The organism is Oceanibaculum pacificum (assembly GCF_001618175.1).
GTDB lineage: Bacteria > Pseudomonadota > Alphaproteobacteria > Oceanibaculales > Oceanibaculaceae > Oceanibaculum > Oceanibaculum pacificum.
The window spans coordinates 1-16,490 of the sequence record NZ_LPXN01000154.1 but is presented as its reverse complement, the minus strand read 5'-3'; the positions used below and the strand labels follow the sequence as shown (position 1 = coordinate 16,490).

The 16,490-nt window shown below is 67.5% G+C and carries 15 protein-coding genes; 2 read left to right on the top strand and 13 right to left on the bottom strand.

Annotated features, from left to right (window positions below):
- Positions 1 to 93: 93 nt before the first annotated feature.
- The 13 genes from purH to ubiA all read right to left on the bottom strand — a co-directional run bounded on the left by purH (position 94) and on the right by ubiA (position 14,225).
- Positions 94 to 1,680, bottom strand: coding sequence for a bifunctional phosphoribosylaminoimidazolecarboxamide formyltransferase/IMP cyclohydrolase (gene purH, locus AUP43_RS16380; protein WP_067559600.1), 1,587 nt, complete (start codon positions 1,678 to 1,680; stop codon positions 94 to 96).
- 91 nt (positions 1,681 to 1,771) lie between these two features.
- Positions 1,772 to 2,638 carry a DMT family transporter gene (locus tag AUP43_RS16375; RefSeq protein WP_232315207.1) on the bottom strand — a complete coding sequence of 289 codons (867 nt, stop codon included), beginning with the start codon at positions 2,636 to 2,638 and terminating at the stop codon, positions 1,772 to 1,774.
- Positions 2,639 to 2,692: 54 nt separating this feature from the next.
- Positions 2,693 to 4,621 carry a polysaccharide biosynthesis protein gene (locus AUP43_RS16370; protein ID WP_198154950.1) on the bottom strand — a complete coding sequence of 643 codons (1,929 nt, stop codon included), beginning with the start codon at positions 4,619 to 4,621 and terminating at the stop codon, positions 2,693 to 2,695.
- A gap of 92 nt (positions 4,622 to 4,713) precedes the next feature.
- The gene (locus AUP43_RS16365) at positions 4,714 to 5,622 is read right to left on the bottom strand and encodes an NAD-dependent epimerase/dehydratase family protein (protein WP_067559591.1); all 909 of its coding nucleotides are present in this window, start codon (positions 5,620 to 5,622) and stop codon (positions 4,714 to 4,716) included.
- Between the two features lie 31 nt (positions 5,623 to 5,653).
- Positions 5,654 to 6,643: an MraY family glycosyltransferase gene (locus AUP43_RS16360; RefSeq protein WP_198154949.1), complete on the bottom strand. Its 990-nt coding sequence runs from the start codon at positions 6,641 to 6,643 to the stop codon at positions 5,654 to 5,656.
- The gene (locus tag AUP43_RS16355) at positions 6,640 to 8,289 is read right to left on the bottom strand and encodes a heparinase II/III family protein (protein ID WP_067559588.1); all 1,650 of its coding nucleotides are present in this window, start codon (positions 8,287 to 8,289) and stop codon (positions 6,640 to 6,642) included. The genes AUP43_RS16360 and AUP43_RS16355 overlap by 4 nt, the downstream gene beginning before the upstream one ends.
- 3 nt (positions 8,290 to 8,292) lie before the next feature.
- Positions 8,293 to 8,955, bottom strand: a complete 663-nt coding sequence (gene rpe / locus AUP43_RS16350; RefSeq protein WP_067559585.1) for a ribulose-phosphate 3-epimerase — start codon at positions 8,953 to 8,955, stop codon at positions 8,293 to 8,295.
- An 18-nt stretch (positions 8,956 to 8,973) separates the two neighbouring features.
- Entirely contained in the window at positions 8,974 to 10,269 is a 1,296-nt protein-coding gene (locus AUP43_RS16345; RefSeq protein ID WP_067559582.1) for an RsmB/NOP family class I SAM-dependent RNA methyltransferase, read from the bottom strand.
- A gap of 4 nt (positions 10,270 to 10,273) precedes the next feature.
- Positions 10,274 to 10,816, bottom strand: a complete 543-nt coding sequence (locus AUP43_RS16340; RefSeq protein ID WP_232315206.1) for an NUDIX hydrolase — start codon at positions 10,814 to 10,816, stop codon at positions 10,274 to 10,276.
- Positions 10,817 to 10,951: 135 nt separating this feature from the next.
- Positions 10,952 to 11,212, bottom strand: coding sequence for a hypothetical protein (locus tag AUP43_RS19130; protein ID WP_157089395.1), 261 nt, complete (start codon positions 11,210 to 11,212; stop codon positions 10,952 to 10,954).
- Positions 11,213 to 11,277: 65 nt separating this feature from the next.
- Entirely contained in the window at positions 11,278 to 12,474 is a 1,197-nt protein-coding gene (locus AUP43_RS16335) for a phosphoglycerate kinase (protein WP_067559576.1), read from the bottom strand.
- A 147-nt stretch (positions 12,475 to 12,621) separates the two neighbouring features.
- Positions 12,622 to 13,275, bottom strand: a complete 654-nt coding sequence (locus AUP43_RS16330) for a class I SAM-dependent methyltransferase (protein WP_322096435.1) — start codon at positions 13,273 to 13,275, stop codon at positions 12,622 to 12,624.
- The gene (gene ubiA / locus AUP43_RS16325) at positions 13,272 to 14,225 is read right to left on the bottom strand and encodes a 4-hydroxybenzoate octaprenyltransferase (RefSeq protein WP_067559573.1); all 954 of its coding nucleotides are present in this window, start codon (positions 14,223 to 14,225) and stop codon (positions 13,272 to 13,274) included. The genes AUP43_RS16330 and ubiA overlap by 4 nt, the downstream gene beginning before the upstream one ends.
- 49 nt (positions 14,226 to 14,274) lie before the next feature.
- On the opposite strand from ubiA, the gene AUP43_RS16320 reads away from it, so the two are divergent.
- Both AUP43_RS16320 and AUP43_RS16315 read left to right on the top strand, forming a co-directional pair.
- Positions 14,275 to 15,033: a 16S rRNA (uracil(1498)-N(3))-methyltransferase gene (locus AUP43_RS16320; protein ID WP_067559603.1), complete on the top strand. Its 759-nt coding sequence runs from the start codon at positions 14,275 to 14,277 to the stop codon at positions 15,031 to 15,033.
- A gap of 64 nt (positions 15,034 to 15,097) precedes the next feature.
- Positions 15,098 to 16,465: a glutamate--cysteine ligase gene (locus AUP43_RS16315; RefSeq protein WP_067559570.1), complete on the top strand. Its 1,368-nt coding sequence runs from the start codon at positions 15,098 to 15,100 to the stop codon at positions 16,463 to 16,465.
- Positions 16,466 to 16,490: the final 25 nt, after the last annotated feature.

Below are 16,490 nucleotides of genomic sequence, written 5' to 3'. Positions count from 1 at the left end.
ACCGACATCCAGCAGGCGGAACCATGGACCCCCGGCACAAGGCCGGGGGTGACGGCTTGAGAGAAACCATTGCCGACTCTGACCCGTCCCCCCTCAGTGCCGGAAGTGGCGCATGCCGGTGAAGACCATGGCGAGGCCGGCCTGGTCGGCGGCGGCGATGACTTCCGCGTCGCGCATGGAGCCGCCGGGCTGGATGATGGCGGTCGCCCCGGCCTCGACGGCGGCCATCAGGCCGTCGGCGAAGGGGAAGAAGGCATCGGATGCGACGACGGAGCCCTTGGTCCAGGCCTCGGTCTCGCCGGCGGCCTGGGCGGCGTCGAGCGATTTGCGCGCCGCGATACGCGAGGAATCGACGCGGCTCATCTGGCCGGCGCCGATGCCCACGGTGGCCCCGTCCTTGGCGTAGATGATGGCGTTCGACTTCACATGCTTGCAGACCCGGAAGGCGAACAGCAGATCGGCGATCTCCGCCTCGGTCGGCTGGCGTTTGGTCACCACCTTCAGATCGCTGGCCGAAATGCGGCCATTGTCGCGGCTTTGCAGAAGGTAACCGCCGGCCAGCGAGCGCAGCGTCACGCCGGGCACGGCCGGGTCGGCCATGCCGCCGGTCAGCAGCAGGCGAAGATTCTTCTTCGCCGCCAGCACTGCTTTGGCGCCCTCATCGGCGTCCGGTGCGATCACCACTTCGGAGAAGATCGCCGAGATCTGCTCGGCCGTGGCGGCGTCCAGCGTCCGGTTCACCGCGATGATGCCGCCAAAGGCGCTGACCGGGTCGCAGCGGAAGGCGCGGGCATAGGCGTCGGCGATGCTGTCGCCCTCCGCCACGCCGCAGGGGTTGGCGTGCTTGATGATGGCGACGGCCGGCCCATCGAACTCGGACACCAGCTCGAACGCCGCGTCCGTGTCGTTCAGATTGTTGAAGCTCAGCTCCTTGCCCTGGATTTGCGTCGCCGTCGCCACGCCCAGGCGCGGCGCGCCGCCGGTATAGAAGGCGGCCTGCTGGTGCGGATTCTCGCCATAGCGCAGCACCTGCTTCAGCTCGCCGCCGAGAGCGATGCGGCGCGGGAAGGCATCGCCCAGCTGGCCGGCGAACCAGGTGGAAATCGCCGCGTCATAAGCCCCGGTGCGGGCATAAGCGGTGGCGGCCAGCTTCTTGCGCAGCGCCAGCGTGACCGCGCCCTTATTGGCGGTCATCTCGTCGATCAGCGGCTGATAATCGGCGGCATCGACCACGACGGAGACGAAGCCGTGATTCTTCGCCGCCGCGCGGATCATCGCCGGGCCGCCAATATCGATATTCTCGATGGCCTCGTCGAAATCGGCGCCCTTGGCGATGGTCGCCTCGAACGGATAGAGGTTGACCACCAGCAGATCGATCGGCGCAATGCCGTTGGCTTCCATCGCCTGCATATGCTCAGCCAGGTCGCGGCGCGCCAGCAGCCCGCCATGGATCGTCGGGTGCAGCGTCTTCACCCGGCCATCCATGATTTCCGGGAACCCGGTATGGTCGGCCACCTCCGTCACCGGCACGCCGGCCGCGGCCAGCGCCTTGGCGGAGCCGCCGGTCGACAGGATTTCCACCCCCTGGCCGGCCAGGAAACGGCCGAGATCGACCAGGCCGGTCTTGTCGGACACGGAAATCAGGGCGCGGCGGATGGTTACCAGATCGGCGTCGGCCATGCAGAACTCCAGCGATGATAAGCGAGGGCGGATATTTCGCGCACCGTCTAGACCATGCGCGCGGCGGAGACAAGCACCGGATGGTCGCAGCCTACAGCTTGCCCTGGCGTTTCAGCCGCGATTCGCGGATGCCGATATAGGTGGCCGCGCCGAAGATCATGGCGCCGCCGACATAGGTCCATAGGTCGGGAATTTCGAAGAACAGCACATAGCCCAGGATGCTGGTCCAGATCAGCTTGGCGAAATCGAACGGCAGCACGGCCGAAGCGTCGGCCTCGTGCAGCGCCTGGTTCATGCAGGTCTGGGCGATGGTGCCGAGCAGCGCGATGAAGCCCAGCATCAGATATTGCTCGCCGCTGGGCCATTGCCAGAAGGGCAGCGCCGCCAGGCCGGTCAGCGGGGCCATGACCAGCGCCATATAGACGGTGATCGCCACGCTGGTCTCGGTGGCCGACAGCTTCTTGATGCACAGGATCGCCAGCGCCCACATCGCCGAGGAGCCGATCACCAGCATCGAACCGGTATCCAGCGCCACCAGGCCGGGGCGCAGGATCACCAGCGTGCCGGCAAAGCCGATCAGGATCGCCGCCCAGCGCCGGCCGCGCACCATCTCGCCCAAGATCAGCGCCGCCCCCAGCGTGGCGAACAAAGGGGCGGTGAAGCTGAGGGCCGTCACCTGCACTAGCGGGGTGATCGACAGGGCGAAGAAGAAGGCCAGCATCGCCGCCGTGTTCAGCGTGCCGCGCAGCACATACAGGCCGAGCCGCTGGGTGCGCAGCACGCCGAAGCCGGTGCGCATCAACACCGGCAGCAGGAAGAACAGCGCGAAAAAATTGCGGAAGAAGGCGATCTCGAACGGGTGCAGCCCGGTGGAGGCGGCGCGGATGCTGGCATGCATGCAGGCAAAGGCGGCGGTCGCCACCAGCATCATCAGCGCGCCGCGCATCGGGGCTGGCATTCGTCGATAGAAACCGAGCACGGCAGCCCTTTCGCAGCGCGGGGCGGACAGGCGCTATTCCCCAGGCTGGGCCTTGCGCAGCGGAATCTGGTCGCCCTGATATTCCGGCACCAGCCGGCGGATCAGCGTCTGCGTCTGCTCGCCGCGACGGTTGCGGGCCGATTCGCCCAGCTCGTCGAAGGCGCGGCTGAGCAGCGCATGGTCGGCTGTGCGCGGCGTGGCGATCTGCAGGCCGCTCAGGCTGGTCGGCAGCAGCTCCTCCGCCCCGTGGAACAGCTCCTCATACAGCTTCTCGCCCGGCCGCATGCCGGTGAAGACGATCTCGATATCGACATGCGGGGTCAGCCCGGCCAGCCGGATCATCTGCTGCGCCAGATCGTAGATGCGTACCGGCTCGCCCATGTCGAGCACGACGATGGCCCCACCCTCCTCGACATGCGGGTCGTTCAGGGTGCAGGCCTGCAACACGAGCTCCACCGCCTCGCGCACGGTGAGGAAATAGCGCTTCATCTCCGGGTCGGTGACAGTCAGCGGCCCGCCGCGCGACAGCTGGCGCTGGAACAGCGGCACGACCGATCCGGTGGAACCCAGCACATTGCCGAAGCGCACCGTGGTGAAGCGGGTGCGCGGGCCGCCCGGGCGGCGGCGCTCCAGCACATCCAGCGACTGGCAATAGGCCTCCGCCAGGCGCTTGGTGGCGCCCATCACGCTGGCCGGATTGATGGCCTTGTCGGTGGAGATCAGCACCATCGCCTCGACGCCGCTCTCGATGCAGGCGTCGGCGACGTTGCGGGTGCCGATCACATTGGTCAGCACGCCCTCGTTCGGGTTCGATTCGACCATCGGCACATGCTTCAGCGCGGCAGCGTGGAACACCACTTCCGGCCGTTCCCGGCGGAATACGTCAGACATGCGCACGCGGTCGCGCACATCGCCCAGGATGGCGACGCGCGACAATTCCGGATGCCGCTCCGACATCTCCAGATCGATCTCGTAGAGCTGATATTCCGAATTATCGAGCAGGATCAGCCGCGACGGGCCGAGATCGCTGATCTGGCGCACCAGTTCGCCGCCGATGGTGCCGCCGGCACCGGTCACCAGCACCCGTCGGCCGGAAATCAGCGCGGAAACCGCGTCGCGGTTCAGCACGGTCTGCGGGCGTCCCAGCAGATCCTCGACATCGATCGGCTTGATTTCTATTTCGGTATCGAAACGGCCCTCCAGATTGGTCAGGCGCGGCAGGCGAGACAGCTTGATGCTCAGCTTGTCGGCGATATCCAGCAACTCGCGCACATCCCCGCCATCGACCCGGCGCGGCGTGATGATCATGCGCTCCGGCTTGGCGCCGCGCGCATCCAACGCTTCGACAATGGCCGGCATATCCTCGAAGGTGCCCAGCACATCGACGCCGCGAATCTTGCGCCCGACCCGGCCGGCCTTGCGGTCCACCACGCCGACGACCCGGTAGGGGGCAAAGCGCAGGCGGCTCATTTCGCGAATGAAAAGATCGGCCTCGTCGCCGGCGCCGACCAGCAGAACCGGCACCCGGCGCTGGCCGTCGCGCTCCAGCACGCCCAGCACGCCGCGATCCTTCATGACGCGGTACAGCAGGCGGGGGCCGGCCAGCATCGCCGTCATGACGAACAAATTGATGACCACCAGCGAGCGCGGCACATCCTCCAGCCGGGTGATCAGAAACAGCGCGGCGAGGAAGATAAGGTTGCTGAGAATGACGGCGCGGATGATCTGCACCACATCGCACACCGAGGCGTAGCGCCAGATCGCGCGGTCCAGCCGCAGCGCCACGAAGACCGCCGCCGATACCCCGGTGAACAGGGCAAGGCCGAGATACAGCACAGCCGGGCTGTAGCTGAACATATCCGCGCCGAGCCGCAGATAGAGCGCCAGCAGGAACGACGCCGCCGCCATGACGATGTCGTGTAGGTAGGTGACAATAATCCGCTGTACTTGGCGGCCTGTCACTGCCGTATTCCGTTTGCCATGCGGAGGTTACCCTCGCTCTCGATCTTTGTGGCGGACAATAGCACGCTCTTTCGACGACCGGCTATAAACCATTACAATTGCTGGCCTGATACGGTCAGGTAGAGGGCGTGCTGAACATCAAACGGCGGTTGCCAGCCGAAAGTTGCAAAAAATCTGTCGCTGTCCAACGAAAACCCGCCGCACAAGCGCCGGGCGGTCTCCCGCCCCGCCAGCAGGCGAACAAGCGTCCGGCCGCCGGGCAACAATCGAGGCGACCGCCCATGAGCAAGCCGCAATTGCCGAATCAGCGTTGAGACCGAAATTTCCGCGCCATCATGGAGCAGAAACCGCTGCCCTCTGCCCTCCGCCGAATCGAGGCTCCGTTCAACAGCACTTACTAGATTACCGAGATACAGCATGGCCCGGCTATTGTCGATACCACCGAAGGGTGGCGGCGGCGCTATATCGGCCAACCGGAGCAGCTTGGCGAAATTACCCCCGACTCCGGGGCCATAGACCAGGGGCGGACGCAGCACCAATGCGCCGGGAAAGGCAGCCAGCACCGCCTCCTCGGCCGCCAGCTTGGCGCGGGCATAGGCGGTCACCGGGCGGGGCGTATCGCTGTCGCGGAACCGCTGCCCGCTCAGGGTTTCCTCGCCCATGACCTTGGCGCTGCTCAGCAGAAGGAAGCGCTGGACACCGGCCGCCCGCGCTGCGGCGGCCAGCGCTTCGCCACCCGCCACGGTGACGCGACGGAGCGTCGCCTCGTCCAGCGCGCCCTGGTCGGCCGGCGCCGCCAGATGGATTACGCTGTCGATGCCGCGCAGCGCCGCCGTCCAATCCGTCTCCGGCCCGATCTCGCCGACGATGACCGGCTCCACCCCCTCGGGCAGCGCCACCGGCCGGCGCAGCGCGCCGCGCACCGGCCGGCCCAGCGCCTGAAAGTGCCGGGCCATCGCGCGCCCAATGAAGCCGTTCGCCCCGGTGAGGAGCACAGTCATGACGGGCTGCTCGCCGGCGGCGGCATTGCCTTCACGGCTTCGGCTGGGCGCGGGCCATCCAGGCCAGCAATACGCCGACCGCCACCGCCGCGCCCGCCAGCGCGGGGAGCGCATAGCCCTGTCCAGCCAGCAGCGCGAGGCCGATCAGCGCCATATTGCCAGCCAGCACCGCCTGCCCCACGACGGCATGGCTGAAGCCGCGCCGCACCGCCTGCTGATAGAAATGCTCGCGATGGCCGTGCCAGAACTTCTCCCCGCGCAGCACCCGGCGGAGCAGCGTGATGCTGGCATCGGCCAGATAATAGAGCGGCAGGATCAGCGCCGCCGCCCAAGCGCCGCCGGCGGCCGCGGCGAGCAGCAGAAAGCCCAGCAGATAGCCCAGCGGCACGCTGCCGACATCGCCCAGGAAGACCCGCGCCGGATGCCAGTTGAACAGCAGGAACCCGGCGGCGGCGGCGGCCAGCATCAGCGCCGGGGCCTCCAGATCGACAAGCGCGCCGGCCAGCACCAGCCCGACCGACAAGCAGATCGCCTCCAGCCCGGCCAGCCCGTCGATGCCATCCATGAAATTGAACAGATTGACGAACCACAGCCACAGCAGCGCGGCCGCAAAGATATCCAGTATCGGCGGCAACAGCCCCTGGAATACCAGTCCGCGCTCGGCGATCACCAGCATGCCGATCAGCACGGCGAACAGCTGAAACAGAATGCGGGTCAACGCCTTCAGATCACGCAGATCGTCGATGAAGGAGACGATGGCCAGCATGACCGCCGCCGCCAGAACCAGGCTCAGCGGCAGCAACAGCGCCGGCTGGGTCAGCCCATAGGCCAGCCAGCCGGCCAGCACCGCGCCGATCACGCCGATGCCGCCGCCGCGCGGCACCGGCACGGCGTGGCTGGAGCGATGATTTGGATGATCCAGCACCGCATGACGCAGCAGCACCGCCAGCACCCCGCGCGTCGCCAGCGCGGCCAGCGCCAGCACCGCCGCCGGGGCGGCCAGGCCCCACAACCAGCTCATGCCTTCTTGTCCTCGCGCCGCAGCGCCCATTTTACCTGCGCGCCGCCGGCTCCAAGATCGCCGGTGATGGTGATCTGCTGGCAGCGCTTCATCTCGCCGCGCCGGCCGAGATAGACGCTGTCGGCCACATCCAGCGCACCGCCCATGGCGCGCAGCTTCCAACCCAGCCCGCTGGACAGGCGCAGCAGCGCCATCGCCCCATTCTGGCTGACCGAGGCCTTCACCTTGGGATGCAGATGAAAGCGGATGGTGAAGACGGTGCCGCCCGACCCGGTGACGATATCCTCGCCGCGCAGATCGTCGCCGTCGGCGGAAAGATAGAGCCGGCGGCGATGGGTCAGCATCAGCCGGTCGGCATAGCCGTCATGGCTGGCCTCGACCCACATATTGCCGTCCTGTTCCTGCCGGTCGCCATGCACCTCGGTCGGACCGTGGCCCAGGCTGCCATCGGCCAGGATCTCGACGGCGTTCACATCGTCGACCACCAGGGTGGAATGAGCGGCCGTGGCGCGCTGCGCCAGATTCCAGTCGGGCCGGCCGGCCGCCGCGCCGCAATTCACGATCAGCCTTTCCTTGCCGACGCTCATCTCGAAGGAGAGCAGCCCGGCATGGGCGCAGCCATCGATGTCGCTGGGCATGCCGGCATCCATCACCACCAGCGTGCGGCTGGCGGCGAGCCGGTGGAAACCGGAGGCGCCGGGATCGGTCAGCGGCTTGATCTTCGCTTCCGACTGCGCCAGCACCGCGTCGATCAGCAGGAAATCCTCCTCGTTGCTGTCGTTGAACAGCACGAGGCCGCCATCGCCGTGCCGGAAGAAGCGCAGCATCGCCGCCATCCGCTCGATGGCGCTGTCCAGCACCGGGGGAATCTCAACGCTGGCGGCGCGCAGGCAGGCACGGATATCGATCAGGTCGCGCAGGACATAGAGATGCCGCGACGGGCTGCGCGAGACATGGCAGCCATCGCCCAGAACCTGGCGCGGCAGCGCATTCTGCAATTGCTTGATGCCCTGGCCGATCAGCTTGTCGCACTCGCCCAGCGCGCTGCCGGCATAAATCAGCCCCTTGGCCGACTTGATCGCCCCGCTGCCCGGCTCGCCGCCGCAGATGCGGGCCAGATGCCGGGCCTGGCGGGCCAGGCTGTCGAGAAAACGGTGGCGGAATTCATCGTCGGCGCTGGCGCAGAAGAAATCGTAATGGCCGATCCAGTTGGCGATGCGCTCGCCCAGAATATCCGGCTCCCACACGAAGCCGTCCCATTCGCCATAGCGGTCGATCCAGTCGGCGACCAGTTCCCGCGCGCGTCGCCGAGCCGTGTCGCCGCCGACCTGGCGCAGGTCGCGCAGCCAGGAAAAGCCGTTCAGCGTCGCCTGCCAGTCGCCCGTGGTGCCGGCCGGCACCCAGACATCCTCGGCCATCGGGTCGACCGACATCATCACCACATGGCCCAGCAGCGAGAAGCGGCCCTCGATGATCAGCCGGCCATGATCGGAATCGCCGGGCCAGGTGTCGGTCGGCACCGGGCGCAGGCTTTCCGGCACCTTGCCCGACAGCATGTAGCGGTAGAGCGGCGTGCCGAAGGTAAAGGACTGCACGGTCCGCCAGAGACCGCCATTCCTGCCAGCACCGTCGCGTTCCGCGCTCAAGGCTCAATCGCCCCTCAAGGTCCGGATATTGGCTCCGTAGGCCGTGGGCCCACCGGCGAAGGTCGCCGTGCCCGCCACCAGCACATCGGCGCCGGCGGCGATCGCCTGGGGGGCCGTGCGGGTGTTGATGCCGCCATCCACCTCCAGCTCGATCTCCCGGCCGCTATCGTCGATCATCCGGCGCAGCCGCGCAATCTTGTCGAGCTGGCTGGATATGAAGCCCTGCCCGCCGAAACCCGGATTGACGCTCATCACCAGGATCAAATCGATATCGCCCAGCAGATATTCCACGGCTTCGACGGGCGTGGCCGGGTTCAGCACGAGACCGGCCTTCTTGCCCAGCGACTTGATGAGCTGGACGGTGCGGTGCGGGTGCGGCCCGGCCTCCGGATGGAAGCTGATGATGTCGGCCCCGGCCTCGGCGAACGCCTCCACGAAAGGGTCGACCGGCTGGATCATCAGATGCACGTCGAACGGCAGGTCGCTATAGGCGCGCAGCGCCTTCACCACCAGCGGTCCGATGGTCAGGTTGGGCACGAAATGGCCGTCCATCACATCGACATGCACATAATCCGCCCCCGCCTCGGTGATGGCGCGCACTTCGTCGCCCAGCCGGGCGAAATCGGCGGAGAGGATGGATGGGGCGATCTTTACGGGTCGGGACATGCAGGGTTCCTTAATCCTTTAACCATGTCGCTGCAAGCGCGCGGCGAAGAATCCGTCCAGCCCGCCCTCGGCGGCCAGATGGCAGGGCAGCGTGCGCAGGTCGCCAGCAGCGGTAATGCATTCCGCCCAGCCGCCGATCTCCGCCGCCTCGACGGGCAGGCGCGCCGCATCCGGCCCGGCGGCCAGCAGCGCCTCGATGCGCTGCTCGCCCTCCTCCGGTTGCAGGGAGCAGGTGGCGTAGACCAGCACCCCGCCCGGCTTCAGCATGGCGAGCGCGTTGACCAGCAGGCGGTCCTGCAGGGCGGCCAGCTTGGCGATGTCGGCCGGGGTCTTGCCCAGCGCCACGTCGGGATGGCGGCGGATCGTGCCAGTGGCGCTGCAGGGCGCATCCAGCAGCACCGCATCGACCGGCGCGCCCGGCCGCCAGCTTGTGGCGTCGGCGGCGATGGCGGTGACGGCGAAACCCAGGCGGCGCATATTGCGGTCCAGCCGCTCCATCCGTTTGGCGGAGCGGTCGACGGCGGTAACCGCCGCCCCGGCCGCCGCCAGTTGCGCAGTCTTGCCGCCCGGCGCGGCGCACAGGTCGATCACGCTCTTGCCCGCCACCTCGCCCAGCAGGCGCGCCGGCAGCGAGGCGGCGGCGTCCTGGATCCACCAGGCCCCCTCCTCATATCCCGGCAGCTCGACGATGCTGCCGCCGAAGCCGCGCCGGATGGTGCCGGTCGGCAGCAGCCGCCCCTCCAGCCGCTCGGCCCAGAGCGCCCCGTTCGTCCTGGGCTGAATGTCGAGGGGCGGGTCGGTCAGGTTGGCCGCCGCGACGGCGCGCGCGGTTTCCTCGCCATAGGTCTTCACCCAGCTATGCCACAGCCAGTCCGGCAGGTTCAGCGCCGCCGCGTCCTGCACGGCCAGCAGGGCAACGCCATCGCGCGTCAGCCGGCGCAGAATCGCGTTCACCAGCCCCTTGAAGCCGGCATAGCGGGAATGGTCCAGCAGACTGACCATCGAATCGATGGCGGCGTGCGGCGAAACCTCCAGGAACAGCAGCTGCGCCGCGCCCAGCCGCAGCGCGTTGCGCGCCGGCGCCGCGGACGAGGGCAGCTTGCGTTCCAGGCATTGCTCCAGCAGCGCGTCGATCTGACCCAGCCGCTTCAGCGTGGTCGCCGCCATGATGCGGGCGAAGGCGCGGTCGCGCGAGGACAGCGCCGGCGACGCCTCGGCGGCGGCGTCGAACGCCTCCTCCAGCGGCTGGCGGCGCTCGATAACGGCGTCCAGCGCAGCCAGGGCAACGGCGCGATCTGCGTATTTACGGCTCATGCGTTCAGTAATTTCCGGTAGCGCCGGGAGGATTGCCGAAAGGCGGAAAATCGGCCAAATGGGCGGTTTCACGATAATGGGCCAATGCCCAATGGACGCTGGGAAAGGCGATGTCATCCCAGGGAATGTCATCCCAGCCGAACAGCGCCACCTCCAGCGATTCCTCGCCGACGCCGAAATCCGGGCGGGCCAGACGGGCGCGGTAGATCAGCTGCACCTGGCTGATGCGCGGGATGGAATAGACGGCGAGCAGCCGGTCGATGGCGATTTCGGCCAGCGCCTCCTCCCGCGCCTCGCGGGCGGCCCCGGCCTCCGTGCTCTCGTTCAGCTCCAGATAGCCGGCCGGCAGGGTCCAATAGCCCCGGCGCGGATGGATCGCCCGGCGGCACAGCAACAGCTTATCCTCGTGCAGACACACCGCGCCGACGACGATCTTCGGATTCTCGTAATGGATGAAGCCGCACTCGTCGCAGACCAGGCGCGGCCGATTATCGCCATCGGGGATACGGCTGTTGATCGGCCCGCGTGGGGACTCCGCGGGCAGCATATCGGACGGCTGGCGGCTCATGCGGCTAGATTTGGCGGCGTTTCGCGGCGGCGGCAAGCATTAAAAAGCCGGCGTCCGCCTGCGCGGGAGCCGGCCTGCCCGATGGGGGCGTCGAAAAACCGAAACGCGGAAAACCTAAACGGTGACGTCGAGCTGCGAACCGCGATTGCTGCGCGCGACATAGGAGCCGCTGGCATCGAACAGACGACCGCCATTCTGCTGCTCATTCTCCCGCGCCCGCTCGTCCTGGCGCGGCTTTTCCGCAGTCTGCTTGGTGTTGGGCACCGCATCGCGAATCACCTGCACCTGCTCGCCGCGAAGCTCCGCTGGGCGCGGAGGCACGACGGTCGGGGAGGCATTCACGGGGGGCGGCGGGGCCGCTAACGGTTGCAACATGTCTTATAAGATAGTCCTGATCGATGCTTGTTACAAGGTTGCCGCGCAAACCACCATGCGCCGCCTCATGCCGACAGCGCCGCCACGCCCGGCAGGGTCTTGCCTTCCAGCCATTCCAGGAACGCGCCGCCGGCGCTGGAGACATAGGTGAATTTCTCCTCCACCCCGGCATGGGCCAGCGCCGCCACCGTGTCGCCGCCGCCGGCGACCGACAGCAAATTGCCGCTTTGGGTGAGGCGCGCGGCGGCTTGCGCCAGCGCCGTGGTGCCCTGGTCGAAGGGCGCGGTCTCGAACGCGCCGACCGGGCCGTTCCAGACCAGCGTCTGGCATTCCGCCATCTCGCGCTCCCAGACCAGCTGGGTGGCCGGGCCGATATCCAGGATCATCTTGTCCGCCGGCACCGCGTCGACCCCGACAACCGCCGTCTCGATTCCGGCGGCCAGCGTGTCGGCGATCACCGCGTCGCTCTGCAACAGGATGGTGCAATTGCCGGCCTTGGCTTTCTTCAGAATAGCGCGGGCTGTATTGGCGAGATCGCGCTCGCACAGCGACTTGCCGACCTCCACGCCCTGGGCATAGAGGAAGGTGTTGGCCATGCCGCCGCCGATCGCCAGCTTGTCGACCTTGGCGACCAGATTGCCCAGCAACTCAAGCTTGGTCGAAACCTTGGCCCCGCCGATCACCGCCATGACCGGGCGCGCCGGTTTGGTCAGCGCCTTTTCCAGCGCCTCCAGCTCCTGCTGCATCATGCGGCCGGCGGCGGACGGCAGCAGCCGGGCCACGCCTTCGGTGGAGGCATGGGCGCGGTGCGCGGCGGAAAAGGCGTCATTCACGTAAATATCGCCCAGGCCGGCCAGTTCGGCCGCCATTTCCGGGGAGTTCTTTTCCTCGCCGGCGTAGAAACGGGTGTTTTCCAGCAGTACGACATCGCCATTCTGCATGCGGGAAACCACGGCCTGCGCCGCCGGGCCCAGGCATTCCGCGCCGAATTCGACCTTGCGGCCGCCCAGCGCGGCGGACAGCGCCGGCACCAGCGGCTTCAGCGAGAATTCCGGGGCCGGCTTGCCCTTGGGGCGACCGAAATGCGACAGCACGATCACCTTGGCGCCCTTCTTCGCCAGCTCCTCAATGGTCGGGGCGACGCGGGCGATGCGGGTCGCGTCGGTCACCTTGCCGTCCTGCATCGGCACGTTCAGATCGGCGCGCACCAGCACGCGCTTGCCGGCGACGGAGAGATCGTCGAGGGTCTTGAAGGCGGCCATGACGGAAATCCCTGGAGGTTGAGCGGAAACGGAAACGCGGCGCTTTAGAAGCATAACGGAACGTGTCTGTAAATGGTCCCGGACATGAAACAAGGCCAGCGCCGCACGGCGGCGTCGCCCCCTTGTCTCGAAGCATAAGGCGGCGGTCTAGCGAGCCAAAACCCGCCATACCGCCGTCTGGCGAATCTCCCGGTCCTCCAGGTCCAGGCTGACCGGCACGTCGTACTCCACCAGCTTCTCCAGCCCGTCGGACGGGGCGTAGGCGCGGCCGGGATCGCCCAGCAGCACCAGCGTCCCGGCGGCCGAGGCGGCGCGCAGCCAGGCCAGCACCCGGCCGGCCATCGGCTTCTCGTAGCATAGATCGCCGGCCAGGATCAGGTCGCAGCGCGGGGCTGGCCGGTCCAGCAAATCCGCGCCGATGGTCTCTACGGACACGCCATTGGCGGCGGCGTTCAAGGCCAGCGCGGCCAGGGCGAACGCGTCGATATCGTTGCCCTGCACGCGAACGGCGCCGCTTTGCATCGCCGCGATGCCGCCGATGCCACCGCCGGCTCCGAGATCCAGCACGATCTTGCCGCGCACCAGTTCCGGCCGGTCGAGCAACAGCCGGGCGATCGCCTGCCCGCCCGGCCAGGCGAAGGCCCAGTAGGGCGGCGGCAGGCCGGTCCGCTCCAGGGCCGCCTCGGTCATCTCCCAGAGCGGCAGGGCGGCGGCGGCGAGGTAAAGGCGGATTTCCGGCACCAGGGCGGTGGCGCCGAGCTTGGTGTTGTCGAGGATGAAGCGCGCCGGATCGTCGATCACGCCATGACCTGACCGGCCGCCAGGGCCGCCAGGACAATGAGGCCGAAATCGCGGTTCGACTTGAATTTAGCCAGGCAATCGGCCGGATCGTCGATATCGACCCGTGCGGCCTGCCACGCAAGCTGCGCCGCCGCCAGCCCCAGCCCGGCCCAGAACACCCAGGACAGGCCGGCCTGCCACCCCGCCAGCCCGATGCCGGCCAGCGTCAGCGCATAGAAGGCGTAGAGCGCCGGCCGGGTGTTCCCGCCCAGCGCCAGGGCGGAGGATTTGACCCCGACCTTCAGATCATCCTCCTTGTCCTGGTGCGCGTAGATCGTGTCATAGCCCAGCGTCCAGGCGATGCCGGCGGCATACAGGATCAGCGCGCTGGCCTGCAACTCGCCGGCGACGGCCGCATAGCCAACCAGCACGCCCCAGTTGAAGGTGACGCCCAGCACGAATTGCGGCCAGTAGGTGATGCGCTTCATGAAGGGGTACAGCACGATCAGCCCGACCACGCCGGCCCCCAGCGCCCAGCAATAGGGATTCAGGCTCAGCAGCACGGCCAGGCCGATGGCGCACATCGCCGCCATGAAGGCCAAGCCTTGCCGCACCGACAGCGCACCGCTGGCCAGCGGCCGTGTGCGGGTGCGCGCCACCTTCCGGTCGATGTCGCGGTCGGCCAGGTCGTTCACCGTGCAGCCCGCCGCCCGCATCGCCAGCGAGCCGACGACGAACAGCGCCATCAGCAGCGGATCGGGCCAGCCCCCCTGCGTTTCAGCCGTCGCCAGCGCCTGGCCCCACCAGCAGGGGATCAGCAGCAGCCAGGTGCCGATCGGCCGGTCGAAGCGGCCCAGCCGCAGATAGGCGCGCGACCAGGCGGGCGCCCAGCGCTCGACCCAGCCATCCGCCGGGATGTCGATGCGGCCTTCCGAGGCGTCCTCCGGGAAACTTCCGGCCTTATCCTGCATGGGTTACTGTTCGGCCGAACCGACCGACCCCTCATTGCGCGTGGCGATCATGGCCAGTTTGTATCAGACCCGCCTCCATACTGGCGAGAGCCTCCAGCCGGGCCAGCCCGTGGCCCTGCCGAAGGAGCAGGCGCACTACCTGCGCAGCGTGCTGCGGCTGACGCCGGGAGACAAGGTGGCCCTGTTCAACGGCCGCGACGGCGAATGGCTGGCGGAGATTGTCGAGCTGGGCAAATCCGCCGCCCTTCTGACCCTCGCGCGCCAATTGCGCCCGCAGGCGGATGAGCCCGATTTGTGGCTCGTCTTCGCCCCGGTGAAGCATGCCCGCATCGACTTCCTGGCGGAAAAGGCGACGGAGCTGGGCGTGTCCGCCCTGTGGCCGGTCTTCACCCAGCGCACCAACGTCTCGCGGGTAAACGAAGACAGGCTGCGCGCCAACGCCATCGAGGCGGCCGAGCAGTCGGAACGCCTGACCGTGCCGATGGTTATGGCCGCGACGAAGCTGGAGGCGGCGCTGGCCTCCTGGCCGGCGGGGCGGCGGCTGATCGTCTGCGACGAGACCGGCGGCGGCATACCCGTGGCGCAGGCGCTGTCAGACAATGTCGTTTCGGGAAATGCTGTATTGATCGGTCCGGAGGGCGGGTTCACGGAAACTGAACTTGACGGGTTGCGGAAACTCCCTTTTGTTACCGCCGTCAGCCTGGGCCCCCGGGTGTTGCGCGCCGATACGGCCGCCCTGGCGGCGTTGGCCTGCTTCCAGGCCGTCGCCGGCGATTGGCGACAAGAACGGCCTGCATTTAAAGGGTAACAACGAGCCTATCGCCGGGCCGTGCGGCCATAAGAAGCCATCTCTCCAGCCAAGGAACCATCCCATGTCCCGTCCGCCCGAGAGTCGCGGTGAACCGATCACCGACAAGCGGCAATTGGTGGAATATCTGGAAGGCGGCTCGAAGCCGAAATCCGACTGGCGCATCGGCACAGAGCACGAAAAATTCGCCTATGACCTGAAGAGCCTGCGGCCGTTGCCCTATGACGGGCCGAACGGCATCGGCGCCATTCTGGAAGGCATGCTGCGCTTCGGTTGGGAGCCGATCCGCGAGAACGGCAAGATCATCGCGCTCTCCAACGCCGATAAATGCGCCATCACGCTGGAGCCGGGCGGCCAGTTCGAGCTGTCGGGCGCGCCGCTGGAGACGCTGCACCAGACCTGCTCCGAGGTGCATCAGCACCTGGCCCAGGTGAAGGAAATCTGCGGCGAGATCGGCGCCGGCATGATGGGCCTGGGCTTCAACCCGAAATGGCCGCGCGCGGATATCCCGTGGATGCCCAAGGGGCGCTACAAGATCATGCGCGACTATATGCCGAAGAAGGGCAGCCTGGGCCTCGACATGATGCTGCGCACCTGCACCATCCAGACCAACCTGGATTTCCAGGACGAGGCGGACATGGTGAAGAAATTCCGCGTCAGCCTGGCCTTGCAGCCCATCGCCACCGCACTGTTCGCCAACTCCCCCTTCACCGAGGGCAAGCCGAACGGCTTTCAAAGCTTCCGCAGCCATATCTGGACCGACACCGACCCGGATCGCTGCGGCATCCTGCCCTTCGTGTTCGAGGACGGCATGGGGTTCGAGCGCTATGTCGACTACATGCTCGACGTGCCGATGTACTTCATCTACCGCGACGGCGACTATGTCGATGTCGCTGGCCAATCGTTCCGTGACTTTATCGATGGCCGCCTGCCGGGCCGCCCCGGCGAGATTCCCGGCCTTGGCGACTGGACCGACCATATGACCACCGTGTTCCCGGAAGTGCGGTTGAAGCGCTTCCTGGAGATGCGCGGCGCCGATGGCGGGCCATGGCGGCGCATCTGCGCTCTACCGGCCTTCTGGGTCGGGCTGCTGTATGACGACACGGCGCTGAACGCCGCCTGGGATCTGTGCAAGAGCTGGTCGCTGGAGGATCACCAGACCCTGCGCGATTCGGTGCCGCGCCTGGGGCTGAAAACCCCCTTCCAGCACGGCACGGTGCGCGACATCGCCCTGGAATGCCTGAAGATCGCCCGCGTCGGCCTGCGCAACCGCGCCCAGCGCGATTCGATGGGCGACGACGAGACGCATTTCCTCGACACGCTGGTCGCCATCGCCCAGGCCGACCGCACCCCGGCCGAGGAGCTGCTGGAAGCGTATCACGGCCGCTGGAACGGCTCCGTCGATCCGGTGTTCAAGGAATACGCGTACTGACCGCCGCCTTGTCCTTCGAGACGCC